The following is a 21,468-nucleotide window of genomic DNA, read 5'->3' as shown; positions in this document are numbered from 1 at the left end:
AAAAACTATACTCTCTGGGTCATGCTAACTACACACAGAGCCTATTCTAATTCTGAATTCTGCAATACCATATAGTTTGACTAAATAAATGTTCCTCAAGGATTGGTTTGGTATTTCTTTGCAAGACTTAACTACCCTCTAATTAAAAAAAATTAATATAGATTAAAAATAATAACTAACATCATAATTTATTAAGTTTATCAAGCTAAATTGAGAGTATGCTTAATCATTGAAGTCTAGTTGAGAAATTAAGTAACTAGGTGCAAATAAAATTAAACATTTGTTTAAATGTTTAATACTACAAAACAAAATTTATTTGTGCCAACTTACTAACTAGATTCTCAAATCAGGCGGTGAAAACCCGACCTCAAGCAAGCAATCATAACGAAAACAAAAGTAAACTTAACAAAAATCACGGAACGATGATACAAAAAATTTTGCTGGCTGTATCGGGATTGGGACATGCGGAAGAAATGCTCAAAACCCTCAAAGAAATCCCTTCAATTCAATCTGCAAAAGTTACAGTTTTGCATGTTGTTCCTGCCCAAAGTACTGCTGCTACCATGACAGCTAAATGGGAAGATGGCGGTAAAATTTTAGCTAATGCCATTCAAATTTTAAACTTAGATCCTAGCCAGGTTTCTTCAATTTTGCGCCAAGGTGACCCTAAGGATGTAGTTTGTCAAGTAGCTGATGAAATCGACGCTGATTTAATTATTATGGGTTCACGCGGACTCAAGCGGCTACAATCGATTTTATCCAACTCAGTCAGCCAATACGTTTTCCAACTATCTTCTCGCCCCATGTTGCTGGTAAAAGATGACATTTATGTCAAAAGGATTAAGCGCATTATGGTGGCAATAGACAATTCTGATGCAGCGAAAAACTGCTTGAAATTGGCACTGTTTTTGTTGCGAGACATTCAGGGTGGTGAGTTAATTTTGGCAAATATCGCCACAGATTTTGGCGGTAAAAAATCAGAAATAACTCAGGTTACTGCTGATAAAAATCCAGTTTTGGCAGCCGCAGTTGTAGAAGCTGAAAAATACGGCATCAAACCTCGTTGTTATATCAGTAGTGGTAAACCTGGTGAAGAAATTTGTCGGTTAGCAGAGGAGTTGAATGTAGACTTATTATTGCTCGGTTCTCCAGACCGTCGTCCGTCCATCGCTAAGAGTTTTGTTGATATCGACCGACTCATCGGTACATCTTTGTCTGATTATGTCCGAGTTAATGCCACTTGCCCAGTATTGCTAGCACGAACCATCGCTTAAAGTAAAGAGTGCTGAGTATCAAAATGTCGGACTGACAGCAGAATTCAAAATTAGAATAGGCTTTGGGCTTAGCTACTAAAACTTGATGCTGTACTTCACGCTTCTTGAAATCTGCTGTAGATACTAAACAACCCAGATTTTGTCTCTACTACTGGGCACATCCATAAATAAAAAAAAACCCCTACATTATTTGTGCAGGGGTTTATTTTATACACAAGCTATTAAGTATCTTTTCCACCTTCGCGGCTAGCAGTTTGGATGTACAGAATTAATAAAAACACAGAGGGCACAAGTACGAACAAAATGCTCGCTACGAACCCCAGGTCATTAACTTGCATGGCAAGAAAGCCTCTCTTAAATTTTTAATCAACAACATTAGGATATCATCATCGATGGCAGAGTTGACTGAAATTTTTTACTTGCTTAAATGCTAGCGAAGGATAATTCCAAAAAACTTAAGGCTTTGTGACTACACTGACAGGCCCGTTTACTAAAGTTTGACACGCAAGACGGTAATTTTCCGGCTTTTTCTTTAATTTTCGGTTCTCTACATCTGTACGGGGCGAAAGATTCTGTTGTCCTTCTACTATCTCGACAATGCAAGTACCACATTGACCGTAGCCACCGCAATTGGTCATTTTTCCAATCAATGTATATATATCAATGTTATTTTGAATCGCTTTGAGCCGGAGATTGGCACCATCGGCCGCCACTACTTCTTTATTTTCTTTAACAAATTTGATATTACCCATAATTGATTCCTCCTTGACTCTCGGCTTGGCTTTCAAGGCTTAATATTGACATGGCTTGACTCATATCTTACTTATTATAATAATTCATTACAAAATATTAATAAATGTTAATTTAAAAAATATAGATTATAAAAATAGGACAGGCATTGTACCTGTCCTAATAAAAAGATTGAAAAATCAATTAACTTACCTAAACCCTACGGCTGCTTGCCAAACGAAAGCGAGCAACAAAAAGAATACGGGAATAACTGGGAGAACATCCACTAAAGGATCGAAGATTTGGTAAGCTTCAGGCAGTTTTGCTAATAAAAGTGCTGCTTCCATGTTTGTTTAAATCCACCTATCCAACACAGCGTTAATAATTGAGAAATATCTTAACATGGTTTGGTCGTTGATAATTTGTCATTAGTTATTAGTCATTGGTCATTAGTCATTAGTCATTAGTTATTTCTCCCCCTATCTCCCCATCTCCCTCAAGCCAGTGGCCAAATTCTGTGGTAAAGCGATCGCTTAATATTGCTTCTCTAATATGCTGGGTAAAGCGAATTAGTTCAGTAATGTTGTGAATGCTTAATAAGGTGTAAGCTAAAATCTCTTGCGATCGCACTAAATGAGATACGTAAGCACGGCTGAAATTTTGACAAGTGTAGCAAGGACAAGTTTCATCTATGGGCGCAAAATCTTCACGAAACTTTGCATTTTTCAAATTCCAGCGATCGCCTTGAACTATTGCTGTCCCATGTCTAGCCCAACGCGTGGGAATTACGCAATCAAATAAATCGACGCCAGAGGCAATGGCGATGGCCATTTCTCGATAAGTACCTACACCCATCAAGTAACGTGGTTTTTCGGGGGGTAGAAGTGGTGCTGTGACTTTGACAATCTCAGCCATCAATTCTGGTGGTTCTCCCACACTCACGCCACCAATGGCATATCCTGGCAAATCCAACTTAGCCAAAGCTTCAGCCGCCCGACAGCGCAAATCTAAATATACGCCTCCCTGTACAATCGCAAATAACGCTTGGTCAGTGCGTTGATGAGCTGTTATGCAGCGTTCTAACCAGCGGTAAGTGCGATCGGTAGCAGTTTCTACCTCTTGGCGAGTAGCGGGGTAGGGCGGACATTCATCAAACGCCATGATTACATCTGCCCCTAAAGTATTTTGAATTTCAATGGAGCGTTCTGGTGTTAAATTAATAATTTGCCCATCATGGGGCGAACGAAAAGTTACACCATCTTCAGTAATTTTCCGCATCTCACTTAAACTAAAGACCTGAAACCCACCGGAGTCTGTGAGCATCGGCCCATTCCAACCCATAAATTTGTGCAATCCACCACCTCCAGCAACGATCGCTTCTCCTGGTTGCAAGTGAAGATGATAAGTGTTCGATAATATCATCTGTGCCCCAGTATCTCGTAGCTGAGAAGGGGTGATGGTTTTGACATTGGCTAGCGTCCCCACTGGCATAAATCTTGGGGTTTCTACAGGGCCATGAGGGGTAAAAAACACTCCTGCTCTAGCTTTTGTCTGACTACAGCAAGCAAGACATTGAAATGAAAAATTGGCACTCATACCATTTTGAATTTTTGAAGATGCGCTTATAGAACCTACGCAAAACTACATGATGTAGGGGCAATTCGTGAATTGCCCCTACATCAATAAAGCGCAGCCTTACATAAAATTTATATAACAGTTGCTCAGCTAACGGCGTCTAAGTTACATATTCTCTAGTCAAGACTATCCTTTGCGAACAACTAAGGACAGCCCCATGAGTGTTTTAGCTTAATTTAGAAAGAATCAGAACAGTCATCGTCAATTTCTGCATCCCATCTAGCTGAAAGTACTTGCTCCATCATCGCTTCTATGGCGCTGACATTGAAGCTTCGCTCCCGTCGTTCTTGCAAAGGGGTTGACCGAGGAATCAACCTCAGACACACTCCTTCTTGCATCAAATCAAAGTAAGTTTCTTGTTCCGCAGACTGTTTGAGTTCTAAATAGTCAAAACTACAAACATTCAAATATAGTGCGTGGTTAGCCACTAAGGTAGACCTTTGCGGGTTTGCAAAAACTTCCATCACATCCCCTTCACCCTCGCTCAGTACATTATCTTCTTGGGTGTAGATGTAGTGGACTCGACCTAAATCTGTCAGCAATCGCCGCATGTCGAGCTTATTCACAATGATGCCCGCGTTCACAATGCACGGAGCTGGTATGCTGGTGTCGGGTAGATGGTGACTCATAGGGAAATAGCGATTGAGCTACGGAGAGTAGAAAACATAGGCTAAACAGTCATATTGAATAGCTTAATTTACTCCCTAATATTTTAAAAAATATCATTTGTGGGGCAATCGTCTATTGACAACCGTCTACTTCTTAGATAGCAATAGACTTTTTTCAGTGGTTGATTACCTATTCCACTATTGGCATTTTACCATGTTGAGGCTTTCTTAAAATCTGCGTTAGTGCTGGATATCCTCCAATTTAAAGATGTGGAGTTTTGCACCTATCGCCCAAGTCGAAATCGACTAATTTCTTGTTAAGTAATACAAAACACGAATTTTGCTCCTTGATGGAATTGTAACGTTTTTCAGCGCCTTATTGTATCAAATAGCACTTCTGAATATTGGTTTACCACTGAGAACAGCATAACAAAATTTTCAGGGATAATCTCTAATGGAAGTAAATCTTATTTAAAGCTTTAAAGTCTCCAGATGTCATTTCTACTGAAATTCAGAGTGTTATCGAGCAATTAACAATGTAACTCAAATGATGAAACAGCAACAATGGTGGAAAAACCTGCTGTTCGATTTGGCAGCGAGTATTATATTTTACACAGTTATTCCCCTGCCGTATTTGAATGGATTAGACTTTCGGGGAGTGGCGCGTCTTGCCTCAATTGTAGGGTTGATAATTGGGGGAATTTTAGGGTTAGCAGATACGGTGATGAATTACATTGGTATGCCAGTGCTAACTCGTAGTGCATTGGTAGTCAGTCTTTGGATTGCCATAACTGGAGGACTGCATTTAGATGGGGCAATGGATACTGCCGATGGCTTAGCAGTGGGCGATCCAAATCGGCGATTGGAAGTGATGGCAGATAGCGCCACAGGTGCTTTTGGGGCGATGGTAGCGATCGCCTTAGTACTATTAAAGATAACAGCCTTAACGGACATACCAGAAAACCGTTGGCTGGTATTGATAGCTGCTTGTGGTTGGGGACGCTGGGGACAGCAAATAGCCATCGCCCGATATCCTTACCTAAAACCAACTGGCAAAGGTGCCTTTCACAAACAAGCCATTCGTTCTTACAAAGATTTATTACCAGGATTGTTGTTGCTGTTGAGCTTGAGTGGTTTAGTGTGGCTGATGGATAAACAGCAGTTATTTTTACCAATAGCAATGATACTTGCTGGAAGTGCGATCGCCACTTTCACAGCCGCCTGGTTCAACCACAAATTAGGCGGACACACAGGAGACACCTACGGCGCAGTCGTTGAGTGGACTGAAGCCCTATTTCTCTGTGTGTTGACTGCTGTGGGAGGTTAAGAGTTAGGAATAAGGTTAAGAGTTAGGAATGAGGAGTGAGGAGTAAACAGTTAAAAATTCATAACTCCAAACTCCTAACTCCTAACTCCAAACTCCTAACTCCTAACTCCTAACTCCTAACTTTTAACTTCACTTCATTTAATCGGTTGCAATTTTGTCACCTTGAGTTTAAAAGCCCCAACCCCAGTTTCTCCAAAAGATCGGACGCGGATAACATAAGTCCCTGTTTCTACGATGCGAGTAAATAGTAGAGAATTGCTACTACCATCAGGGCCGTCATCATTTTCTGCTAAAGTTGAACCATCAGGTGCTAACAGTGTGATAATGCTATCAAAGCTTTCGGACGATAGATCGACTGCTAAATTATCGCCCTTCTCTAGCTTGACTGTGTAATCGCGGGCAAATCCACCTTGACCTGTGGGAATGTCTTTGTCTGAAAGGCTATCGGAAAATTCAGTACTGTTAGATAAGGGAATTGGACTGTATAACTTATTTTGAGCCAAGGCTGCACTTGCACTTGTAACTATTGCCAGCAACGTGGCAGGAATGACGATCAATTGTTTTAAACCCGCCGCAAAAGCTTTATCCATAAATTTCAAGCAATTTTTCCGCAAAAATAAGGTAAATTGGTCAACTCATACACTTTTGTGTCCAAGTTGCCCATTAATTCTGGATTGATTCGTCTTTGACGGTAGTGGCTACTGCTACTAATCCTAAGACCACAATTCCATACTCACGAAGTGTTTGCACAGCAGATCTGGCAGTAGCACCAGTAGTATAAATGTCGTCCACTAACAGTACTGGGACATTTGGAGGACTATCGCGAAATTCTTGCCCAACAGCAAAAGCTGTCTTCAAGTTTTGTTCTCGCTCAGATACCGATAAACCAAATTGGGCTTGGGTTTGTCGCACTCTTGTTAATCCATTTAGTTTCAATTTTAATCCAGTTATTTCGCAGAAGCTTTGTGCTATTAAGGCAGCTTGATTGTATTTACGTTGATGTAGCTTGCTAGCGTGGAGTGGAATGGGAACTACCACAGTATGGCTATCTCGTTTGGGTGAATTTAACAACCAAGATTCTCCTAACCATTGCCCCAAAGGACGGGCTATTCGGGGCTGATTCTCGTATTTCATCACCGCGATCGCCCTTTTGACTATACCCCCATACTCACCCCAGCAAAATACTGGTAGTGGTTCTTTCCACAGAGAAATTGAATCTTGACGTTGAGATTTTTGCAATTGTCTAGTGCAGTTGTGGCAGATTTCCTGGGAAGTTGAACGTTGACACAGTGGGCAATGGGATTGGAGAAAAAGATTAAGTAAGCTTGTAAGATTTTGAGTCAATCTGTGCATTTAGAATTGTCCTTTGTCATTAATCATTAGTCATTAATCCAATGCCCCATGACGCCACTTGACGGCAGTTGCTCATGCAGGAAACCCCCAAGACCGCACTGCCTCCCCCATGCCCTATGCCCTATGCCCCATGCCCCATGCCCCATGCCCCATGCCCTATATCCAATGACTTAAAATAGACCCGATCGCAGCGTTTTGTTTCTATTCCTGTTGCTGGTTTGTAGCCGTTGCTTTCATATAGCTTGACTGCTTCTACTAAAACGCTGGCAGTTTCAATCCAGATTTGCTCAAAACCACGTTCTGCGATCGCTCCTTCAAGCTGTTGTAACAAATATTTCCCCAATCCTAAACCCCTAATGCTGGGCAAAAGATACATTTTGCGGATTTCTACGGCTTTTTCTCCGCGTTGGATGGGGTAGTATGCCCCAGTTCCTACTAGCTGGCTTTGGTGTTCAATTACCCAAAACTCTCCCCCAGTGGCTAAATAAAATTCTTCTACTTGCAGCACATCTCGGTCAGCACCGTTTGGTTCCCAACCCAAACCGTATTCTGATAATACATAATTGATTACTTGGGCAGCTCTTGTGCGATCGCTTTGCACCCAATCACGAATTAAAAAATCTTGATAATATTTTTTCATACCATTTGCTGGTAAAGTTTACACAGAAAATTTTTCTGTCTCTATATCCCAATTTACTCAGCAAATAGCAATTCTTGCAGATTTTAGTTCTGAGGCTTGCAATTATCTTACTTCTCTCCACTTGTAGCGCTTGTGTGATACAGCAGATTGCAAATCGGTAAACTAGACAAGCTTAGTCTCAAAGCCATGTATCAATCTGTTTTACCAGCCTCTACGGAGTGGGAAAGCTGCGCCATCGGAGCGCCTTAAAGAGAAGTATTGCCCATTCCCTGTTCTCTCTTAATTCCCAATTCTGAATTCTGCTCTAACTTTCATCGGTAATGCTAAAAATTTCTTAAAAACCTCGCCACTCGTTGCCAAATTGCAGGTGACTTTCTATTTATTTTATTACTTTGACTCAAATCTGATAAAGTGGGAAACGATGCAGATTGAGCATAAGGGCCATTTCGCAAAACTTTCGCTATGGCATTATTATTTTCTCGTAACCCTTCATAAAAAAAGAATACTTCACCTTGAATACCAACTTGCCGATTGTATTCAATTGCCTGTATTAAATATTCTGGACCAATACAATAATTGCCAAGCTTCATTAAAATTCCTGGTGCTAACTTTGACAAATTTGCATCAGTAAACTGTTGAGTTACCAGTCGATGGGCGATCGCCTGATAACTACTAAAGTCACGTCGATAAATCTGCGGATTAATTATATCAACTATTCCCCGATTGAGCCACGTGGGGGAGTCTTGCAGATATTCCACAAAAGCCCAATCATAAATATTAGGTGCGATCGCTACTAATAAATTAGGATTTACTGCTTTGACTTGCTGATATAGATGCGCCCAGAAATCAGTGAGAATATCTGCTCGCCACTGTAACCATTGTGTATCCTTGGGATTTGATGGTGGGTCGCGATCGAATTCCTGGCGATAGCGTGTTAAAGTTAGTCCATCGTAGCCACCTTCAGATGGGAATGCTGGCAAGCGATCGTCCCCTTGGATACCATCAACATCATAATTTTTGACAACTTCAAGTACTAAGTTCAATAAGAATTCCTGCACTTGTGGGTCTAGGGCATTCAACCACTCAAAGCCGTTTTTATTGAGTAAATTACCATTAGAATCGCGCCCAGCCCATTCTGGTTTCTTCTGTAAAAGAATACCACCATTCAAGTTGTAGGAACTGACAAAACCATATTCAAACCAAGGAATAACTTTCAATCCAACTCGTCGCGCCTCTACCACCACTTCCTCTAAAGGGTCGCGTCCTACAGACATGGGGTCAATTTCAACCCCAAAATTCTGTCGCATGGTTTGACTAGGATACAAAGTTACTGCCTGATTCCAAACAACAGGAAACACGACATTAAATCCCGTCTCAGCAAGAAAATCCATTGCCTGGGCAATACCTTCCTTCGATCTGAGAACTTGACTATCAGTAGTGGTCAGCCAGATACCACGAGTTTCGATTATTGCCATTTTCAGAATTTAGATATCGTGGTTCCTTAATGAGCGAATTTTAGACCTATGGGGTAGTGGTTGGAGTTGGTGTTGGTGTTGCAGTTCCAGGATTAGCAATGGAACGGGCCTCTTGCAAGTGTTTTTGGAGAGCTGGTAGCGTTTGAGCCGCGAATGCTTTCACGTCTGTATCTTGTCCCTGTTGAGCTTGATTTTCAAATGCAGCGACATCCTTTTCATGAGCTTGAACCATGTGGTTCATATATTCTTGATCGAATTGGGCACCTGAAAGTTTAGATAAGCGTTGGCTGACTTGCTGATTTTCATTGTTGAGAGTTTTTGGCAGCGTTACACCTTTTTGAGTTGCTAACTGTAGGAGTTGATTGTTCACTTGGGTGTGATCTTGAACCATATGCTGTCCAAACTGCTTTACTGAGTTGCTAGTTGCACGTTCTGACGCCAGTTTGCCTAGTTTAACTTCTGCTAAACCATCTTGAGCCGCTTCATTTATAAACTGTGTGTCTAGTGAACTGAGGTTATTTTGTCCTGGTGTAGTTGGTGATAGTGATGGACTCTCAGTTGCCTGCACAGGCTCAGTTCTAACAGGTGGAACTTCAGATGTTGTATTCTGGTCATGCTGAGTAGTTGGTGTGCAACCAGTAGCCACAGATAAAGCGATCGCTACTAGACCAGTAGAGAATATTTTGAAGTTAGGCATAATCAATGTTCTCCTGAGATAAAGCTGTATCATACAAAGCAAAATTGCAGCAATTCAGAATGGAAAACTTAGCCATACATGAGTGTTAAATGCGATCTTTGGTGTTGAAGATATCAAATTTAAATCGCCACCAAATACAAAAAAAGCTGATTAATTAAACTCAGTCTCGGATTTACAAGTGCAGATTGCATAGTAAAAAAAATGTTCTCCGAAAATACCTATCCTGCGGCTGAATTTGTCTTGACGCAGAATAGAAGTCTTTATAACTGAAGAGGGTTACCGAAAATTCAGTTATTTGTAGTAGGTTGAATAGGGTGTCGCCTTTTCCTTTGATACTCAAGGAATAAAAGCCATCTCTTAGCGATCGATGGTAATACTAGGGTTAATGAGAACGAGCTAATTCTCAGAAAAATTGCTATCTTACTACTGTCTTTCAATAGATGTTGTCTGGCTGAAAATTATCTTAGATGTAATATTACTCTTTATAAAATTTAAATTCTATTAATTATGTCTGTAATACAAGCTTCTTGGCAACACGAATACATAACTACCAATGGGATAAAGCTACACTACGTTACCCAAGGTGAAGGGCCATTGATGTTAATGTTACATGGATTTCCTGAATTTTGGTACTCTTGGCGGCATCAAATACCACAATTTGCCCAAGATTTTAAAGTCGTTGCTCTTGATTTGCGGGGTTACAACGATAGTGATAAACCAACAGATAAATCAGCTTATGTGATGGATGAATTTATCAAAGATATTGAGGGAGTAATTAAAGGATTAGGATACGAAGAATGTGTTTTAGTTGGACATGATTGGGGAGGAGCGATCGCTTGGAATTTTGCCTATGCCCATCCCGAAATGATAGAGCAATTAATTATCATTAACCTACCTCATCCTGCCAAATTTGCCCAAGGCTTACGTACTCCCCAACAATTACTACGTAGTTATTACATATTTATTTTTCAACTCCCGTGGATACCAGAATTAATTTTACAATCTTCAGATTACCAAGCAATTGAAACGGCTTTTAAAGGCACAGCAGTTAATAAAAATGCTTTTACGCAAGCAGATATTAATGCCTATAAAGATGCTGCTGCAAAACGCGGTGCTCTTACAGCAATGTTGAACTATTACCGCAATATTTTTGACCAGAGAATCATCAATCCAAATCGGGGAATCTTGGAAGTACCAACGCTAATGATTTGGGGAGAAAATGACACTGCCCTTGGCAAGGAACTAACTTATGACACCACAGCCTATGTGAGGGACTTTCAAATCAAATACATCCCTAATTGTGGTCATTGGGTACAACAAGAACAGCCAGAATTGGTGAATCAGTATATGGCAGAATTTCTTCAAACTAAGACTGAAAGTATTTGTTAAGCTTAAACTAAAGGGTTAATCTTCAAAGTATAAATACCTATTCATTGAGCAAAAGTCTGCTGATTAGTGTGAGTTTTTCAAAAGATTTAACACTAATTTAATGACAGCGGATTTTCCAGGTTTATTCCAGTAAAATAGGCAAAAATTAGAATAAATCGGATTTTTTGTTTTTCCCTCATCCTTGGTTCTTTAACACAAGAAACTTGCCAGGTCAATCTGTAAGCAGAAGAAGTTTGGTGAGATAATAGAAGTGTGAGGTAAAGAACGGACGCAACTTGATAATCAAGGGGGAAAATTATGAAACTCCAGCTATTAGCGGCCACAGCCTTAGCAACTCCCCTATTTTTCATTAGCTCGGTTAGAGCTGAAAATCCGCAGGACTTACAAAAACTGCTTTCGACTGGGGAATGTATCCAGTGCGATCTATCGGGGGCTAACCTCAGTGGCGCTCATTTGATTGGTGCTGACTTAAGAGGAGCGAAACTCCAAGGAGCCAACCTTGCAGAGGCGAACCTTGAAGGTGCAGATTTGACTGGTGCTAACCTGGCAGGTGCTAACTTAACATCAGCTTATGTCACCAATGTGAATATGAAGCAAGCCAATCTCAACGGGGTAAATTTCACTCGCGCTACGATTCATGATTCTAATGTGTATAAAGCATCAATGAACGATCTTAATCTCACTGATGCCGAAATATTTAACACTGGAATCGGTATTGGTGGAGAAGATGCCGAGATTCCCGATTGGAAATAGGCTCAACTCAACAGGCAGGCTCAAATAAACACAACATAGGTTTTAGTGGATTTTTAATTAAAAACTTGTTGTTTGCAAGCAATTTCACTAAAACTACACCTCCAAAAATATTAAGATAAATAAAACCCTCTACCTTGTAGTTATTTGACAATCATAAAGGTAGAGGGATTTTTTTATTATTAAAAAATTTACAATTAGTAATTATTGTTTAATAACTGCCTTAAATGTTTTAACTTATTTGAATTAACTGTCTTAACTGTCTGATTATTTTTCAATTAATTACTTAAGCGCTAATTTAACTGCTTTAGTCTACGGATTGCTTTTTCTGTTTAACTATGAAAAATTATGAGAGCACAATAAATCGTGGAAATTTATCTGCCAGCATCGCAAATAAATAATGACTTAAATAGTTCTTTAAACTGGTTGCGGCAATAGCAAAGCGTCAAAACGAGTGTCAAAGTTTGCCACTATATTATAGTGGTGCTTAGCCCCTTCTATATGCTGTGTCTTTCAGTTTAGGAACTTCAAATCAAACAAACGTACATAGCTCGTTATTTAGATTTAGGAGCATTCTATTTTTTGCATTAACACAAGCGATCGCAAATAAAGTAAATTTAGTAGTCTGCCAAGGAAACTTTGCATGGTGGTTAGCAGAGGGGCAGAGGGGAAAGAACTAATCTTGATTTCGGCTTGTTGCACAATGCCGATCTCAAGCAACGCATCTTTACCCGCACCGGCCCACCAACTCCAGATGATTTTGATGAATTGCTCTGTCGGCGGCGCAAATCCCGTTTTTTCCTAGCTCATCCTCGCGCGATCGCTGCTTTTGGTCGGGAGTGTAACCGTCGTGGAGTTGATTCCCCAAGCACAGAGGTCAATGGAAAGATTGTACCTGCATGGCGCTTTGCTACCGTAGCTTTTGAGGTTGGAGAAAATGTCAAAAATGAGGTATTGTCAACTTTTTGACAATACCTCAGATAAACAAGCTAATTTTTTGTAGCCTCGTATCAGTTTAAGTTAATGCCTGAGCAGCAGCAGCCGAAAGTAACTCATTTGCTGCCTGCTTCAATAATTCGGCTTTATCGGTCTGTTCCCAAGGTAAGTCTAAATCGCTCCGTCCAAAGTGACCGTAAGCCGCGACGTCCTGATAAAAACGTCCGCCTCGTTCACTTGGTAAGTTGCGTAAGTTGAAGCTATGGATAATCCCAGCTGGACGCAGCTCAAAGTGCTGCTTGATTAATTCCAGTAAGGTTTCTTCGTCTACTTTGCCAGTACCAAAGGTATCCACTAAGATACTAGTTGGCCGTGCTACACCAATAGCATAAGAAAGTTGGATTTCAACTTTTTCTGCCAATCCAGCAGCAACAATATTCTTTGCCACATACCGAGCCGCATAAGCAGCAGAACGGTCTACTTTGGTGGGGTCTTTGCCAGAGAAAGCACCGCCACCATGTCGTGAATATCCACCGTAGGTGTCAACGATTATTTTCCGTCCTGTCAGACCAGAGTCTCCTTGCGGGCCGCCGACAACAAATTTGCCTGTGGGATTGACTAAAAAGCGTGTTTCGTCATTTGGCTTAACGTCAATGTCGCCAAAAACAGGTTCAACTACAGCTGACCATAGGTCTTGTTTAATTTTGGCTTGTACTGCCGCTTCATCTGTGATTTCCCCAATAGCGGCTGTATGCTGGGTGGAAATCAAGATGGTATCAATCCCTACAGCACGTCCATTTTCGTAAACTACAGTTACCTGGGTTTTGCCGTCAGGACGCAAGTATGACAATTCACCTGTTTTGCGAACTGCTGCCAATCGCCGAGCAATGCGGTGAGCCAGACTGATGGGTAATGGCATCAATTCTGGTGTTTCGTTGCTGGCAAAACCGAACATTATACCTTGGTCGCCAGCGCCAATTGTGTCGAATTGTTCATCACTATCTTGCTGGCGGGTTTCTTGGGCGGTGTTGACGCCTTGGGCAATATCAGGTGATTGTTCGTCTAAAGCTAGCAAAACGCTGGTGCTGTTGGCAGAAAAGCCGTTATCAGCATTTGTATAGCCGATTTCAGCAATTTTTTTGCGGGCGAGATTGACAAAATTTACATTGGCTTTGGTGGTGATTTCACCTGTAATTAGCACCAAGCCAGTATTAACTACTACTTCAGCAGCAACACGGCTGCTGGGGTCTTGTGTCAGTAGGGCATCAAGAATGGTATCAGAAATCTGATCGCAGATTTTATCTGGATGACCTTCAGTGACTGACTCGGAGGTAAATAAATATCGACGAGACAAAGGTAGTCCTCCTTGTTTGAGTATTTTCGCTAACTAAATGTGAGTATTTAGTTGAGCTACCTAATTTATGAAATCATAACAACATTTATACCGGAGTCGTTAGTGTCTTTTGAAGATCGATTAAAACTACTAACTATAAGTAACGAAGATAAAATTTCTGCTAATTATTTTCTACGCAAAACGTTTTGAAGAATACAAAAAAAAGCGGGGCATTCCGAAAAGTGCCCCTGCAAGCTTTGACACAAACCTGCTGCTTTAAACTTGAACTGCTAACTTTGCTTCTTTAGCTGTCAGCTGTTCATAAGTAGCACGCATTTTTAAACCTGTAAGCACTTGGAAAAAACCAGTTCCATTGTTGGAACCTGGATATTCACGGTGCTGGAGTAATAAGTGAGTTAACTCACCTTGATATTTGGTTGATGTATTGCTGAGATGGGTTTCGATGTAAATGACTTCTTCTAGGTTGTCAAATTGACCATCCACTTCTAATACTGAGACGTAGCGACCGTAGTAGACATCTGAACCGTAGTAGAGTTGCATACCAGGGTAAGAACAGGTGAGTTTGCGTCCGCAGGGAGTCCAGTTAATTGTCGATCCTTCATCAAATAGGTAGGTTGGCTCAAAGCCTTCCTTTCCTTCCCGCTGGAGCATACGTACCCGTAAGACTCGGCGCTCAGTGTCGTTTTTGATCAAGTTTGTGGGTAATACCTGAAGAACTACATCGGCAAATTCTCTTTGTGGTTCGATAAACTTTTCAAAGTCAGGTTTGCGCGAATTGATTTGTGCTAGGACATCTTCGTAACGATGACCGCGTTCAGCCATATCTCGCTGGATTTTCCAGGCAATTTTGACTTCATCACTGATGTCGAAATAAACGCTAAAGTCGATTAGCGATCGCACCCTTTCATCATATAAAGGATGCAGCCCTTCAACCACTATGATATGATTTGGCTCTACCCGCTCTGGCGGATCGATTAAGCCAGTTTCGTGGTTATAAATCGGCTTATCAATTGCTTGACCGTTTTTGAGCGCTTTAATTTGCTCATACATTAGGTCAAAATTGTTCGCCCTGGGGTCTAGCGCAGTTATTCCTGTTTCTTTGCGCTGTTTGCGATCTAAGGAGTGATAGTCATCCAAACAGATGACTGTCATTAAATCTTCACCAAATAAATCTATCAAACGACGCAAAAACGTAGATTTACCGCAACCAGAGTCTCCGGCTACTCCAATCAGTACCACGCGTTCCGGCTTAGTTGTCATAAATCTCCTCTAAATACTAAAGTTGTGTCAATAATTTTTCACACAGCAGATTCTGAAGCCAGGAGTTTACCGCTTTGGTTTATCCTGCGTTCTTGCTACCCAGCACTGCTATAAGACATCAATAAGTAGACAACAAACTCAAAACTCATAAGTTGCTACTCATCAGACTAGCCTGAATCTTAAGTGCCGGTAAGTATTTAATCCTAGTGGTATATTTGATTTTAACAGAAGGGGGTATCCCATACAAGATTTGATATCAACAAGAATTAGTTTGGTTCACTAATCATTTTGATGATTGATCTGTTAATTTCCAAAGAGGGATCGATAATACCCGTAAGTGTTGCACTGCTCTGTTGTCTGCTAGTTGTGACTTTATGCGATGGAGTTGTAATGGTATAATTAATTTCTTGGACAAAGTTTTTGACGTTCTGAAGTTCTATAGCGCCTAAAGGCTCAAGATATTTAAGACCAAAATCTATCCAACGAATGACTCCCTAACTTGCATTAGTAAAATTCTTGGGTGTAAATTAATAAGTACCTGAGTGTTCTTAACATTCAACGATTCATTGACAAAAATAGTAAGCTATTACGTTTTGAATTGGTTGAGGCTGATGGTTAACTTGTGAATCATCAACAGTCAACAGCCAAGACGAAAAGATGTACTGCTTGAAATGCTCTTGGCAGCTTAAATTATAACCAGATATACATTTAGGCGATCGCTTTTAACCCTAAGTGAAAATACTACTAATACAAACTTCTTATATTGAATATTGCAAGAGACTCCATCAGTTGCACTCACAAGAAGCAATGAAAGTTTATTTTCCCCACCTTTAGTCCCTACTCCCTATTTTCAAGGTAGCCAAGTTATAGATAAAACAGCAAATAAATTTGCTAATAGCGAGGAAATTACGAAAGATGCAGTAAGCAGCTGCTTTTGCTCAAAAAACACAGGGATTAGCAGTAATTCGATTCAGGCTGAGACCCGAAAGTAAAATTACAAACTGTAATAGCAACCTACTGATAGAGGTTGACAGATTTTTCACATCAAGTAAAACTGATTATAGTTGCTTAAATCACAGTTCTCTCTGCCGTTATGTTCCTAGCTCAAGTTGTACTAGTCATGTAGTTAGACATGAGGAAGTAATAAATATAGCTAAGAATATTTCATGAGAGTAGTAGATTTCGCCAAGTAAGGCCAAGGATAAGATGCTTTTAAGTGCATCTATTGATATGCCCTGTCCTGTATTGTGCAGCATTATTATTTGTAGACAAAAGTTAGCAAAAAAGTATCGGTGGTAGTTAACGAAGAAAAGATTAAATTGATTCATTATTAACATTCTCCAAAAGACTTATCCTTTACCTTAGAAGGTGAACAGGTGTGTTTTTTACTATGCCTGCATGTCTTCGGTGAGTGTACTTAGCAAGGCATCGATAAATGATGCCGTTTTTCCAGAAAGCCAGTTTTGTGAAACGAAAATCCGGTAAACTAAAGCTGGCAAGGTAGGGGAATAGTTTTTTTTTGAAAAACGGTTAAGTAAATATCGGAGTGGTAGAACGAATGAACAATCAAGGTGCTGTTGAGGGTGCTGCCAACACACAATTAGGTAGCCGCGTCTTCCTCTATGAAGTGGTAGGTCTGCGTCAGAGTGAAGAAACCGATCAAACGAACTACCCGATTCGTAAAAGTGGCAGTGTGTTCATCAGAGTGCCTTACAACCGCATGAATCAAGAAATGCGACGTATCACTCGTCTAGGCGGCACTATTGTTAGCATTCAGCCCGTAGCTGCTTTAGGGCAAGTTAATGGTAAAGCCACACCTGTGAATAGTAACACTGAAGTTAAAGCTGAAGAACAGCTAAAGAACAAGGACAAGAAAGGCAACACCATGACTCAAGCGAAAGCCAAAAAAGGTGACGTTCCTGTTAACACTTACCGTCCCAATGCTCCGTTTATTGGCAAGGTAATATCTAATGAGCCGTTAGTCAAAGAAGGCGGAATTGGTATTGTTCAGCACATCAAGTTTGACCTGTCTGGTAGCGATCTCAAGTACATAGAAGGTCAAAGTATCGGCATTATCCCACCAGGATTAGACAAGAACGGCAAGCCTGAAAAACTCAGATTGTATTCCATTGCCTCAACTCGTCATGGCGATGATGTAGATGATAAGACGGTATCACTGTGTGTCCGCCAACTGGAGTATAAGCACCCAGAAAGTGGCGAAACAGTCTACGGTGTTTGCTCTACGCACTTGTGTTTCCTCAAGCCTGGGGAAGATGTGAAAATTACAGGGCCAGTGGGTAAGGAAATGTTGTTACCCGACGACCCGGAAGCCAATGTTATCATGATGGCAACCGGAACAGGTATTGCGCCGATGCGGGCTTATCTGTGGCGTCAGTTCAAAGATGCTGAAAGAGCAGCTAACCCAGATTACCAATTTAAAGGATTTTCTTGGCTAATATTTGGCGTACCTACAAGTCCAAACATTCTATATAAGGAAGAATTGGAAGAAATTCAACAAAAATATCCTGATAACTTCCGTCTCACCTACGCCATCAGCCGGGAACAGAAAAATCCTCAAGGCGGTAGAATGTATATTCAAGACCGCGTAGCGGAACATGCTGATGAATTGTGGCAATTAATTAAAAATGAAAAAACCCACACCTACATCTGCGGTTTGCGCGGTATGGAAGATGGTATCGATGCAGCCTTAACAGCTGCTGCTGCAAAAGAAGGCGTCACCTGGAGTGATTACCAGAAGCAACTCAAGAAAGATCATCGCTGGCACGTAGAAACCTACTAAGTTAGTCATTGGTCATTAGTTATTCAAAAAACAAAGGACAAATGACTAAGTGCAAAGTCCGATCTGAGGAAACCTCAGATCGGAACTTTGTAAGAGGCGACAAACGACAAAAGACGAAGGAAGAAGGATAATCAGTAGGTAGGGCGTTATATGCTCTACCTACAATTGTTGTTGGTGAAATTGGGTGCAAAAGTTGTGGGTGTGAAACTAGGAATACTGGGATTAGGAACCGTGGGAACGGGTACAGTGCAGTTGTTACAAGATAAAACTGGCCGTCACCCGTTGTTGCAAGAAATAGAAATATACCGGGTGGGAGTACGATCGCTAGATAAACCCCGTACAGTAGAATTATCTACGGATGTATTAACTACAGATTTAGAAGCTATTGTCAACGATCCAGCGGTGGATATAATAGTCGAAGTTATGGGGGGACTAGAACCAGCGCGATCGCTCATCCTCCAAGCTTTAAATAATGGCAAACACGTAGTCACTGCCAATAAAGCAGTAATCGCCCGCTATGGTGCAGAAATTTTCACTACAGCCAATCAAGCTGGCGTATACGTCATGTTAGAAGCCGCTGTAGGTGGTGGAATTCCGGTAATTCAACCTCTGAAGCAGTCTTTAAGTGTTAACCGCATTCATACTGTAACAGGTATCGTTAACGGTACAACTAATTACATCCTCACCCGGATGCAAACAGAAGGCAGCAACTTCAGCGATGTTTTAGCTGATGCTCAACGCTTGGGTTATGCTGAAGCTGACCCCACAGCCGATGTTGATGGCTTAGACGCAGCTGATAAAATTGCCATCCTGGCATCTTTGGGTTTTGGTGGACGTATTAACCTCAAAGATGTGTATACCGAGGGAATTCGGCAAGTCAGCAAAACAGATATTGCCTACGCCGAAAAGTTGGGATTTGTGATTAAATTGTTAGCGATCGCTAATAGAATTACACCCTCACAAGAGGATGGGGGGACAAGGGGACGCGGGGACGCGGGGACATTTTCCCTGTCTCCTCTGTCAGTGAGAGTTCATCCGACTTTAGTACCAAAAGCGCATCCTTTGGCTAGCATTAACGGGGTTTATAATGCCATTCTTGTGGAAGGAGAACCCATTGGACAAGTGATGTTTTTCGGCCCTGGTGCAGGTGCTGGTGCAACCGCCAGTGCTGTAGCCTCAGATATCTTGAATTTAGCCGCTAGTTTAAAATCGCAAACAGTCAGCACTAAGGAATTAAATCAATCCGAAATCGGTTCGCTGAATCCATTATTAGCTTGCGGACATCACGAATACAGCCAAATTGTGCCGATGGCAGAATTGATAACTCGGTTTTATGCGCGTTTTCTCACGAATGACCAACCTGGAGTTATCGGAAAATTAGGTACTTGCTTTGGTAACTATGGGGTTAGCTTAGAGTCAATTGTGCAAACAGGCTTTCAAGGAGAACTAGCAGAGATTGTAGTTGTGACCCATGATGTGCGGGAAGGCAACTTCCGGCAAGCTTTGGCAGAAATTGAAAGTCTGGAAGCGGTAGAAAGCATTCCCAGCATACTGCGGGTAATTTGAGATTACATGAATAGCGATCGCTCTTTGTGAAATATTCCCGCAGGCTAAAATACCTAGTTTTTTCAGACAAGTCTGTGCTTGCTAAAATCAACAACAAACCGCACTCCTGCGCGAGGATACCTTATGACCTCTGCAACCGACCTATCTACAGACCTGACTCCTTTCCCCGACCATACGCAGCTACCAGAGTCTAATGGCACTTTCGTGAAAAATTGGCAAGAGCATCCCCAAAGCATTTTACTTACTGACTCTATTACACCTGTCCTCAAACAATTACATCCTGATGGTCAATATTGTATCGGTCAGGATTTAGGTATTTACTGGCGCTTGACAGACCCACCAGAAAAAGGAGCAGAAGCACCAGATTGGTTTTATGTACCAAATGTACCACCGTTGCTTGATGGACAAACGCGGAGGTCTTATGTATTGTGGCGAGAATTTATTGCCCCATTAATTGCTTTGGAATTTGTTTCTGGGAATGGCAGTGAAGAACGAGATAAAACCCCTTGGCAGGGCAAATTTTGGATTTACGAACAGGTGATTCATCCGGCTTTTTATGGCATATATGAAGTGAAGAAAGCCAGCTTGGAAATATATGAATTAATTGGCGGACAATATCAGTTATTAACAGCAAATGAACGCGGACATTATCCGATTACCCGCTTGGGAGTTGAGTTAGGTATTTGGCAAGGAGTTTATCAAAATGTCGAATTGCCTTGGTTGCGTTGGTGGGATTTACAAGGTAATTTGTTGTTGACTGGTGATGAAAGAGCCGAACAAGAACGACAAAGAGCCGATCGCTTAACTGCACAATTGCGAGCGCTTGGGGTTGAACCGGAAGCTTAGTTATTTGGCAATAGCTACTAAAAAAAAAGTCCCCTAAGAAGAGGACTCACAAAAGGATTATCGAGGCTAGCGAAAAAATTAGTCCGCTAACAAGTCCATAACTTGCTCTAGCAGCAGTTTAGCTTTGTACAGGTTAAGCAGTTTCTCCTGCTCCCAGCGACTAGGTGCGCTCAAATGTTTGCCTTCTAAGCTTGCCTTGATTAATGCTGCTTGTTCGGTGGTCGGAGAATTCATCTCATCTAGTGCTCCGCCGATGGACTGAAAACTACCAAATGATAATCTTCGTAATCCTTTCCCTTCTTGTAGCTGGTTAAGTGCGATCGCTGGAAATGCAATCAACGATGTAATATAGCTTACCTTCTGCACTGATTTTCCAGTGGGTCGTAATCCATAACGTTGGCACAGCAAGCGTAGTTCAGCAATGGTTTTGATTTCGAGTTCCGATCGTGTAAACATAGAATTGTCTCATTTTGATTGGGATATTGGTGGTTGCTGTACTCGCCAAAGTTAGACAACCACCAAATAAACATTAAACAGTTGCAAACGAGTGTTTCAGACTTATTTTTATATTTCTATACAATGCCTAATCCAAAAGGTAACCCAGAAAGTTTAAGACCATTTGAATCAGAAAGAGAAGAACCACTATCAACTACTATTAGTTTTCGCGCTACTGAAAAAATGAAAGATGAAGTGAAAGCACAAGACGACCCTGCACAATTCTGTAGAGAAGCTATCCAGGAAGCGCTAAACAAGAAAAAGAAAACTTAATCATTTTGCCATGATAATATTTGACTCCGATTTTGGGGTTAAAAGAAGGCGATGTCTACGA

Annotated in this window: 21 protein-coding genes and 1 pseudogene; 9 read left to right on the top strand and 13 right to left on the bottom strand. The window is 41.2% G+C overall.

Annotated elements, in window-relative coordinates:
* Positions 1 to 422 precede the first annotated feature (422 nt).
* A complete protein-coding gene (locus H6H03_RS18895) occupies positions 423 to 1,274 on the top strand; it encodes a universal stress protein (protein WP_190956648.1) in 852 nt (283 codons plus the stop codon).
* Positions 1,275 to 1,495: 221 nt separating this feature from the next.
* Here the strand turns inward: H6H03_RS18895 and psbM are convergent, their stop codons facing one another.
* The 5 genes from psbM to H6H03_RS18870 form a co-directional block, all read right to left on the bottom strand.
* On the bottom strand, positions 1,496 to 1,612 hold the full coding sequence (psbM, locus tag H6H03_RS18890) for a photosystem II reaction center protein PsbM (RefSeq protein WP_073639518.1): 117 nt from the start codon (positions 1,610 to 1,612) through the stop codon (positions 1,496 to 1,498).
* Positions 1,613 to 1,729: 117 nt separating this feature from the next.
* Entirely contained in the window at positions 1,730 to 2,026 is a 297-nt protein-coding gene (locus H6H03_RS18885) for a 2Fe-2S iron-sulfur cluster-binding protein (RefSeq protein WP_099071961.1), read from the bottom strand.
* A 186-nt stretch (positions 2,027 to 2,212) separates the two neighbouring features.
* Positions 2,213 to 2,350, bottom strand: coding sequence for a photosystem II reaction center protein K (locus H6H03_RS18880; protein ID WP_006195022.1), 138 nt, complete (start codon positions 2,348 to 2,350; stop codon positions 2,213 to 2,215).
* Between the two features lie 109 nt (positions 2,351 to 2,459).
* Entirely contained in the window at positions 2,460 to 3,599 is a 1,140-nt protein-coding gene (gene tgt, locus H6H03_RS18875) for a tRNA guanosine(34) transglycosylase Tgt (protein WP_190956628.1), read from the bottom strand.
* Positions 3,600 to 3,814: 215 nt separating this feature from the next.
* The gene (locus H6H03_RS18870; protein WP_190956627.1) at positions 3,815 to 4,267 is read right to left on the bottom strand and encodes a hypothetical protein; all 453 of its coding nucleotides are present in this window, start codon (positions 4,265 to 4,267) and stop codon (positions 3,815 to 3,817) included.
* 526 nt (positions 4,268 to 4,793) lie between these two features.
* Here H6H03_RS18870 and cobS point away from each other — a divergent pair.
* A complete protein-coding gene (cobS, locus tag H6H03_RS18865; protein WP_190956626.1) occupies positions 4,794 to 5,573 on the top strand; it encodes an adenosylcobinamide-GDP ribazoletransferase in 780 nt (259 codons plus the stop codon).
* A 134-nt stretch (positions 5,574 to 5,707) separates the two neighbouring features.
* Here the strand turns inward: cobS and H6H03_RS18860 are convergent, their stop codons facing one another.
* From H6H03_RS18860 to H6H03_RS18840, 5 genes are all read right to left on the bottom strand, one after another.
* Entirely contained in the window at positions 5,708 to 6,163 is a 456-nt protein-coding gene (locus H6H03_RS18860) for a PPC domain-containing protein (RefSeq protein ID WP_190956625.1), read from the bottom strand.
* Between the two features lie 73 nt (positions 6,164 to 6,236).
* Positions 6,237 to 6,926, bottom strand: a complete 690-nt coding sequence (locus H6H03_RS18855; RefSeq protein ID WP_190956624.1) for a ComF family protein — start codon at positions 6,924 to 6,926, stop codon at positions 6,237 to 6,239.
* A gap of 121 nt (positions 6,927 to 7,047) precedes the next feature.
* The gene (locus H6H03_RS18850) at positions 7,048 to 7,566 is read right to left on the bottom strand and encodes a GNAT family N-acetyltransferase (protein WP_190956623.1); all 519 of its coding nucleotides are present in this window, start codon (positions 7,564 to 7,566) and stop codon (positions 7,048 to 7,050) included.
* Positions 7,567 to 7,889: 323 nt separating this feature from the next.
* The gene (locus H6H03_RS18845; protein WP_190956622.1) at positions 7,890 to 9,041 is read right to left on the bottom strand and encodes a glycoside hydrolase family 10 protein; all 1,152 of its coding nucleotides are present in this window, start codon (positions 9,039 to 9,041) and stop codon (positions 7,890 to 7,892) included.
* Between the two features lie 46 nt (positions 9,042 to 9,087).
* Positions 9,088 to 9,738 carry a DUF4142 domain-containing protein gene (locus H6H03_RS18840; RefSeq protein ID WP_190956621.1) on the bottom strand — a complete coding sequence of 217 codons (651 nt, stop codon included), beginning with the start codon at positions 9,736 to 9,738 and terminating at the stop codon, positions 9,088 to 9,090.
* Positions 9,739 to 10,245: 507 nt separating this feature from the next.
* Between H6H03_RS18840 and H6H03_RS18835 the strand changes: the two genes are divergently transcribed.
* From H6H03_RS18835 to H6H03_RS18825, 3 genes and pseudogenes are all read left to right on the top strand, one after another.
* A complete protein-coding gene (locus H6H03_RS18835; protein ID WP_190956620.1) occupies positions 10,246 to 11,127 on the top strand; it encodes an alpha/beta fold hydrolase in 882 nt (293 codons plus the stop codon).
* A gap of 297 nt (positions 11,128 to 11,424) precedes the next feature.
* Positions 11,425 to 11,880 (top strand): pentapeptide repeat-containing protein, encoded by a 456-nt coding sequence (locus H6H03_RS18830; RefSeq protein WP_190956619.1) that lies wholly within the window; start codon positions 11,425 to 11,427, stop codon positions 11,878 to 11,880.
* 675 nt (positions 11,881 to 12,555) lie between these two features.
* Positions 12,556 to 12,783 (top strand): annotated as a pseudogene (locus H6H03_RS18825) (Crp/Fnr family transcriptional regulator); the annotation flags it as partial.
* 109 nt (positions 12,784 to 12,892) lie between these two features.
* Here the strand turns inward: H6H03_RS18825 and metK are convergent.
* The gene (gene metK / locus H6H03_RS18820) at positions 12,893 to 14,167 is read right to left on the bottom strand and encodes a methionine adenosyltransferase (protein ID WP_190956618.1); all 1,275 of its coding nucleotides are present in this window, start codon (positions 14,165 to 14,167) and stop codon (positions 12,893 to 12,895) included.
* Between the two features lie 255 nt (positions 14,168 to 14,422).
* Entirely contained in the window at positions 14,423 to 15,427 is a 1,005-nt protein-coding gene (locus H6H03_RS18815; protein WP_190956617.1) for a phosphoribulokinase, read from the bottom strand.
* Positions 15,428 to 16,985: 1,558 nt separating this feature from the next.
* Between H6H03_RS18815 and petH the strand changes: the two genes are divergently transcribed.
* The 3 genes from petH (at position 16,986) to H6H03_RS18800 (ending at position 20,639) form a co-directional block, all read left to right on the top strand.
* Positions 16,986 to 18,227 carry a ferredoxin--NADP reductase gene (petH, locus tag H6H03_RS18810; protein WP_190956616.1) on the top strand — a complete coding sequence of 414 codons (1,242 nt, stop codon included), beginning with the start codon at positions 16,986 to 16,988 and terminating at the stop codon, positions 18,225 to 18,227.
* Positions 18,228 to 18,422: 195 nt separating this feature from the next.
* Entirely contained in the window at positions 18,423 to 19,793 is a 1,371-nt protein-coding gene (locus tag H6H03_RS18805) for a homoserine dehydrogenase (protein ID WP_390842638.1), read from the top strand.
* A 123-nt stretch (positions 19,794 to 19,916) separates the two neighbouring features.
* Positions 19,917 to 20,639, top strand: a complete 723-nt coding sequence (locus H6H03_RS18800; RefSeq protein WP_190956614.1) for a Uma2 family endonuclease — start codon at positions 19,917 to 19,919, stop codon at positions 20,637 to 20,639.
* Positions 20,640 to 20,717: 78 nt separating this feature from the next.
* Here H6H03_RS18800 and H6H03_RS18795 read toward each other — a convergent pair whose 3' ends face one another.
* Positions 20,718 to 21,095, bottom strand: coding sequence for a hypothetical protein (locus H6H03_RS18795; protein WP_190956613.1), 378 nt, complete (start codon positions 21,093 to 21,095; stop codon positions 20,718 to 20,720).
* A 123-nt stretch (positions 21,096 to 21,218) separates the two neighbouring features.
* On the opposite strand from H6H03_RS18795, the gene H6H03_RS18790 reads away from it, so the two are divergent.
* On the top strand, positions 21,219 to 21,407 hold the full coding sequence (locus H6H03_RS18790) for a hypothetical protein (protein ID WP_190956612.1): 189 nt from the start codon (positions 21,219 to 21,221) through the stop codon (positions 21,405 to 21,407).
* The last annotated feature ends 61 nt before the right edge of the window (positions 21,408 to 21,468 follow it).

It is taken from the genome of Nostoc paludosum FACHB-159 (assembly GCF_014698835.1).
Lineage (GTDB): Bacteria > Cyanobacteriota > Cyanobacteriia > Cyanobacteriales > Nostocaceae > Nostoc > Nostoc paludosum.
This window is presented reverse-complemented; position numbering and strand designations above follow the sequence as displayed.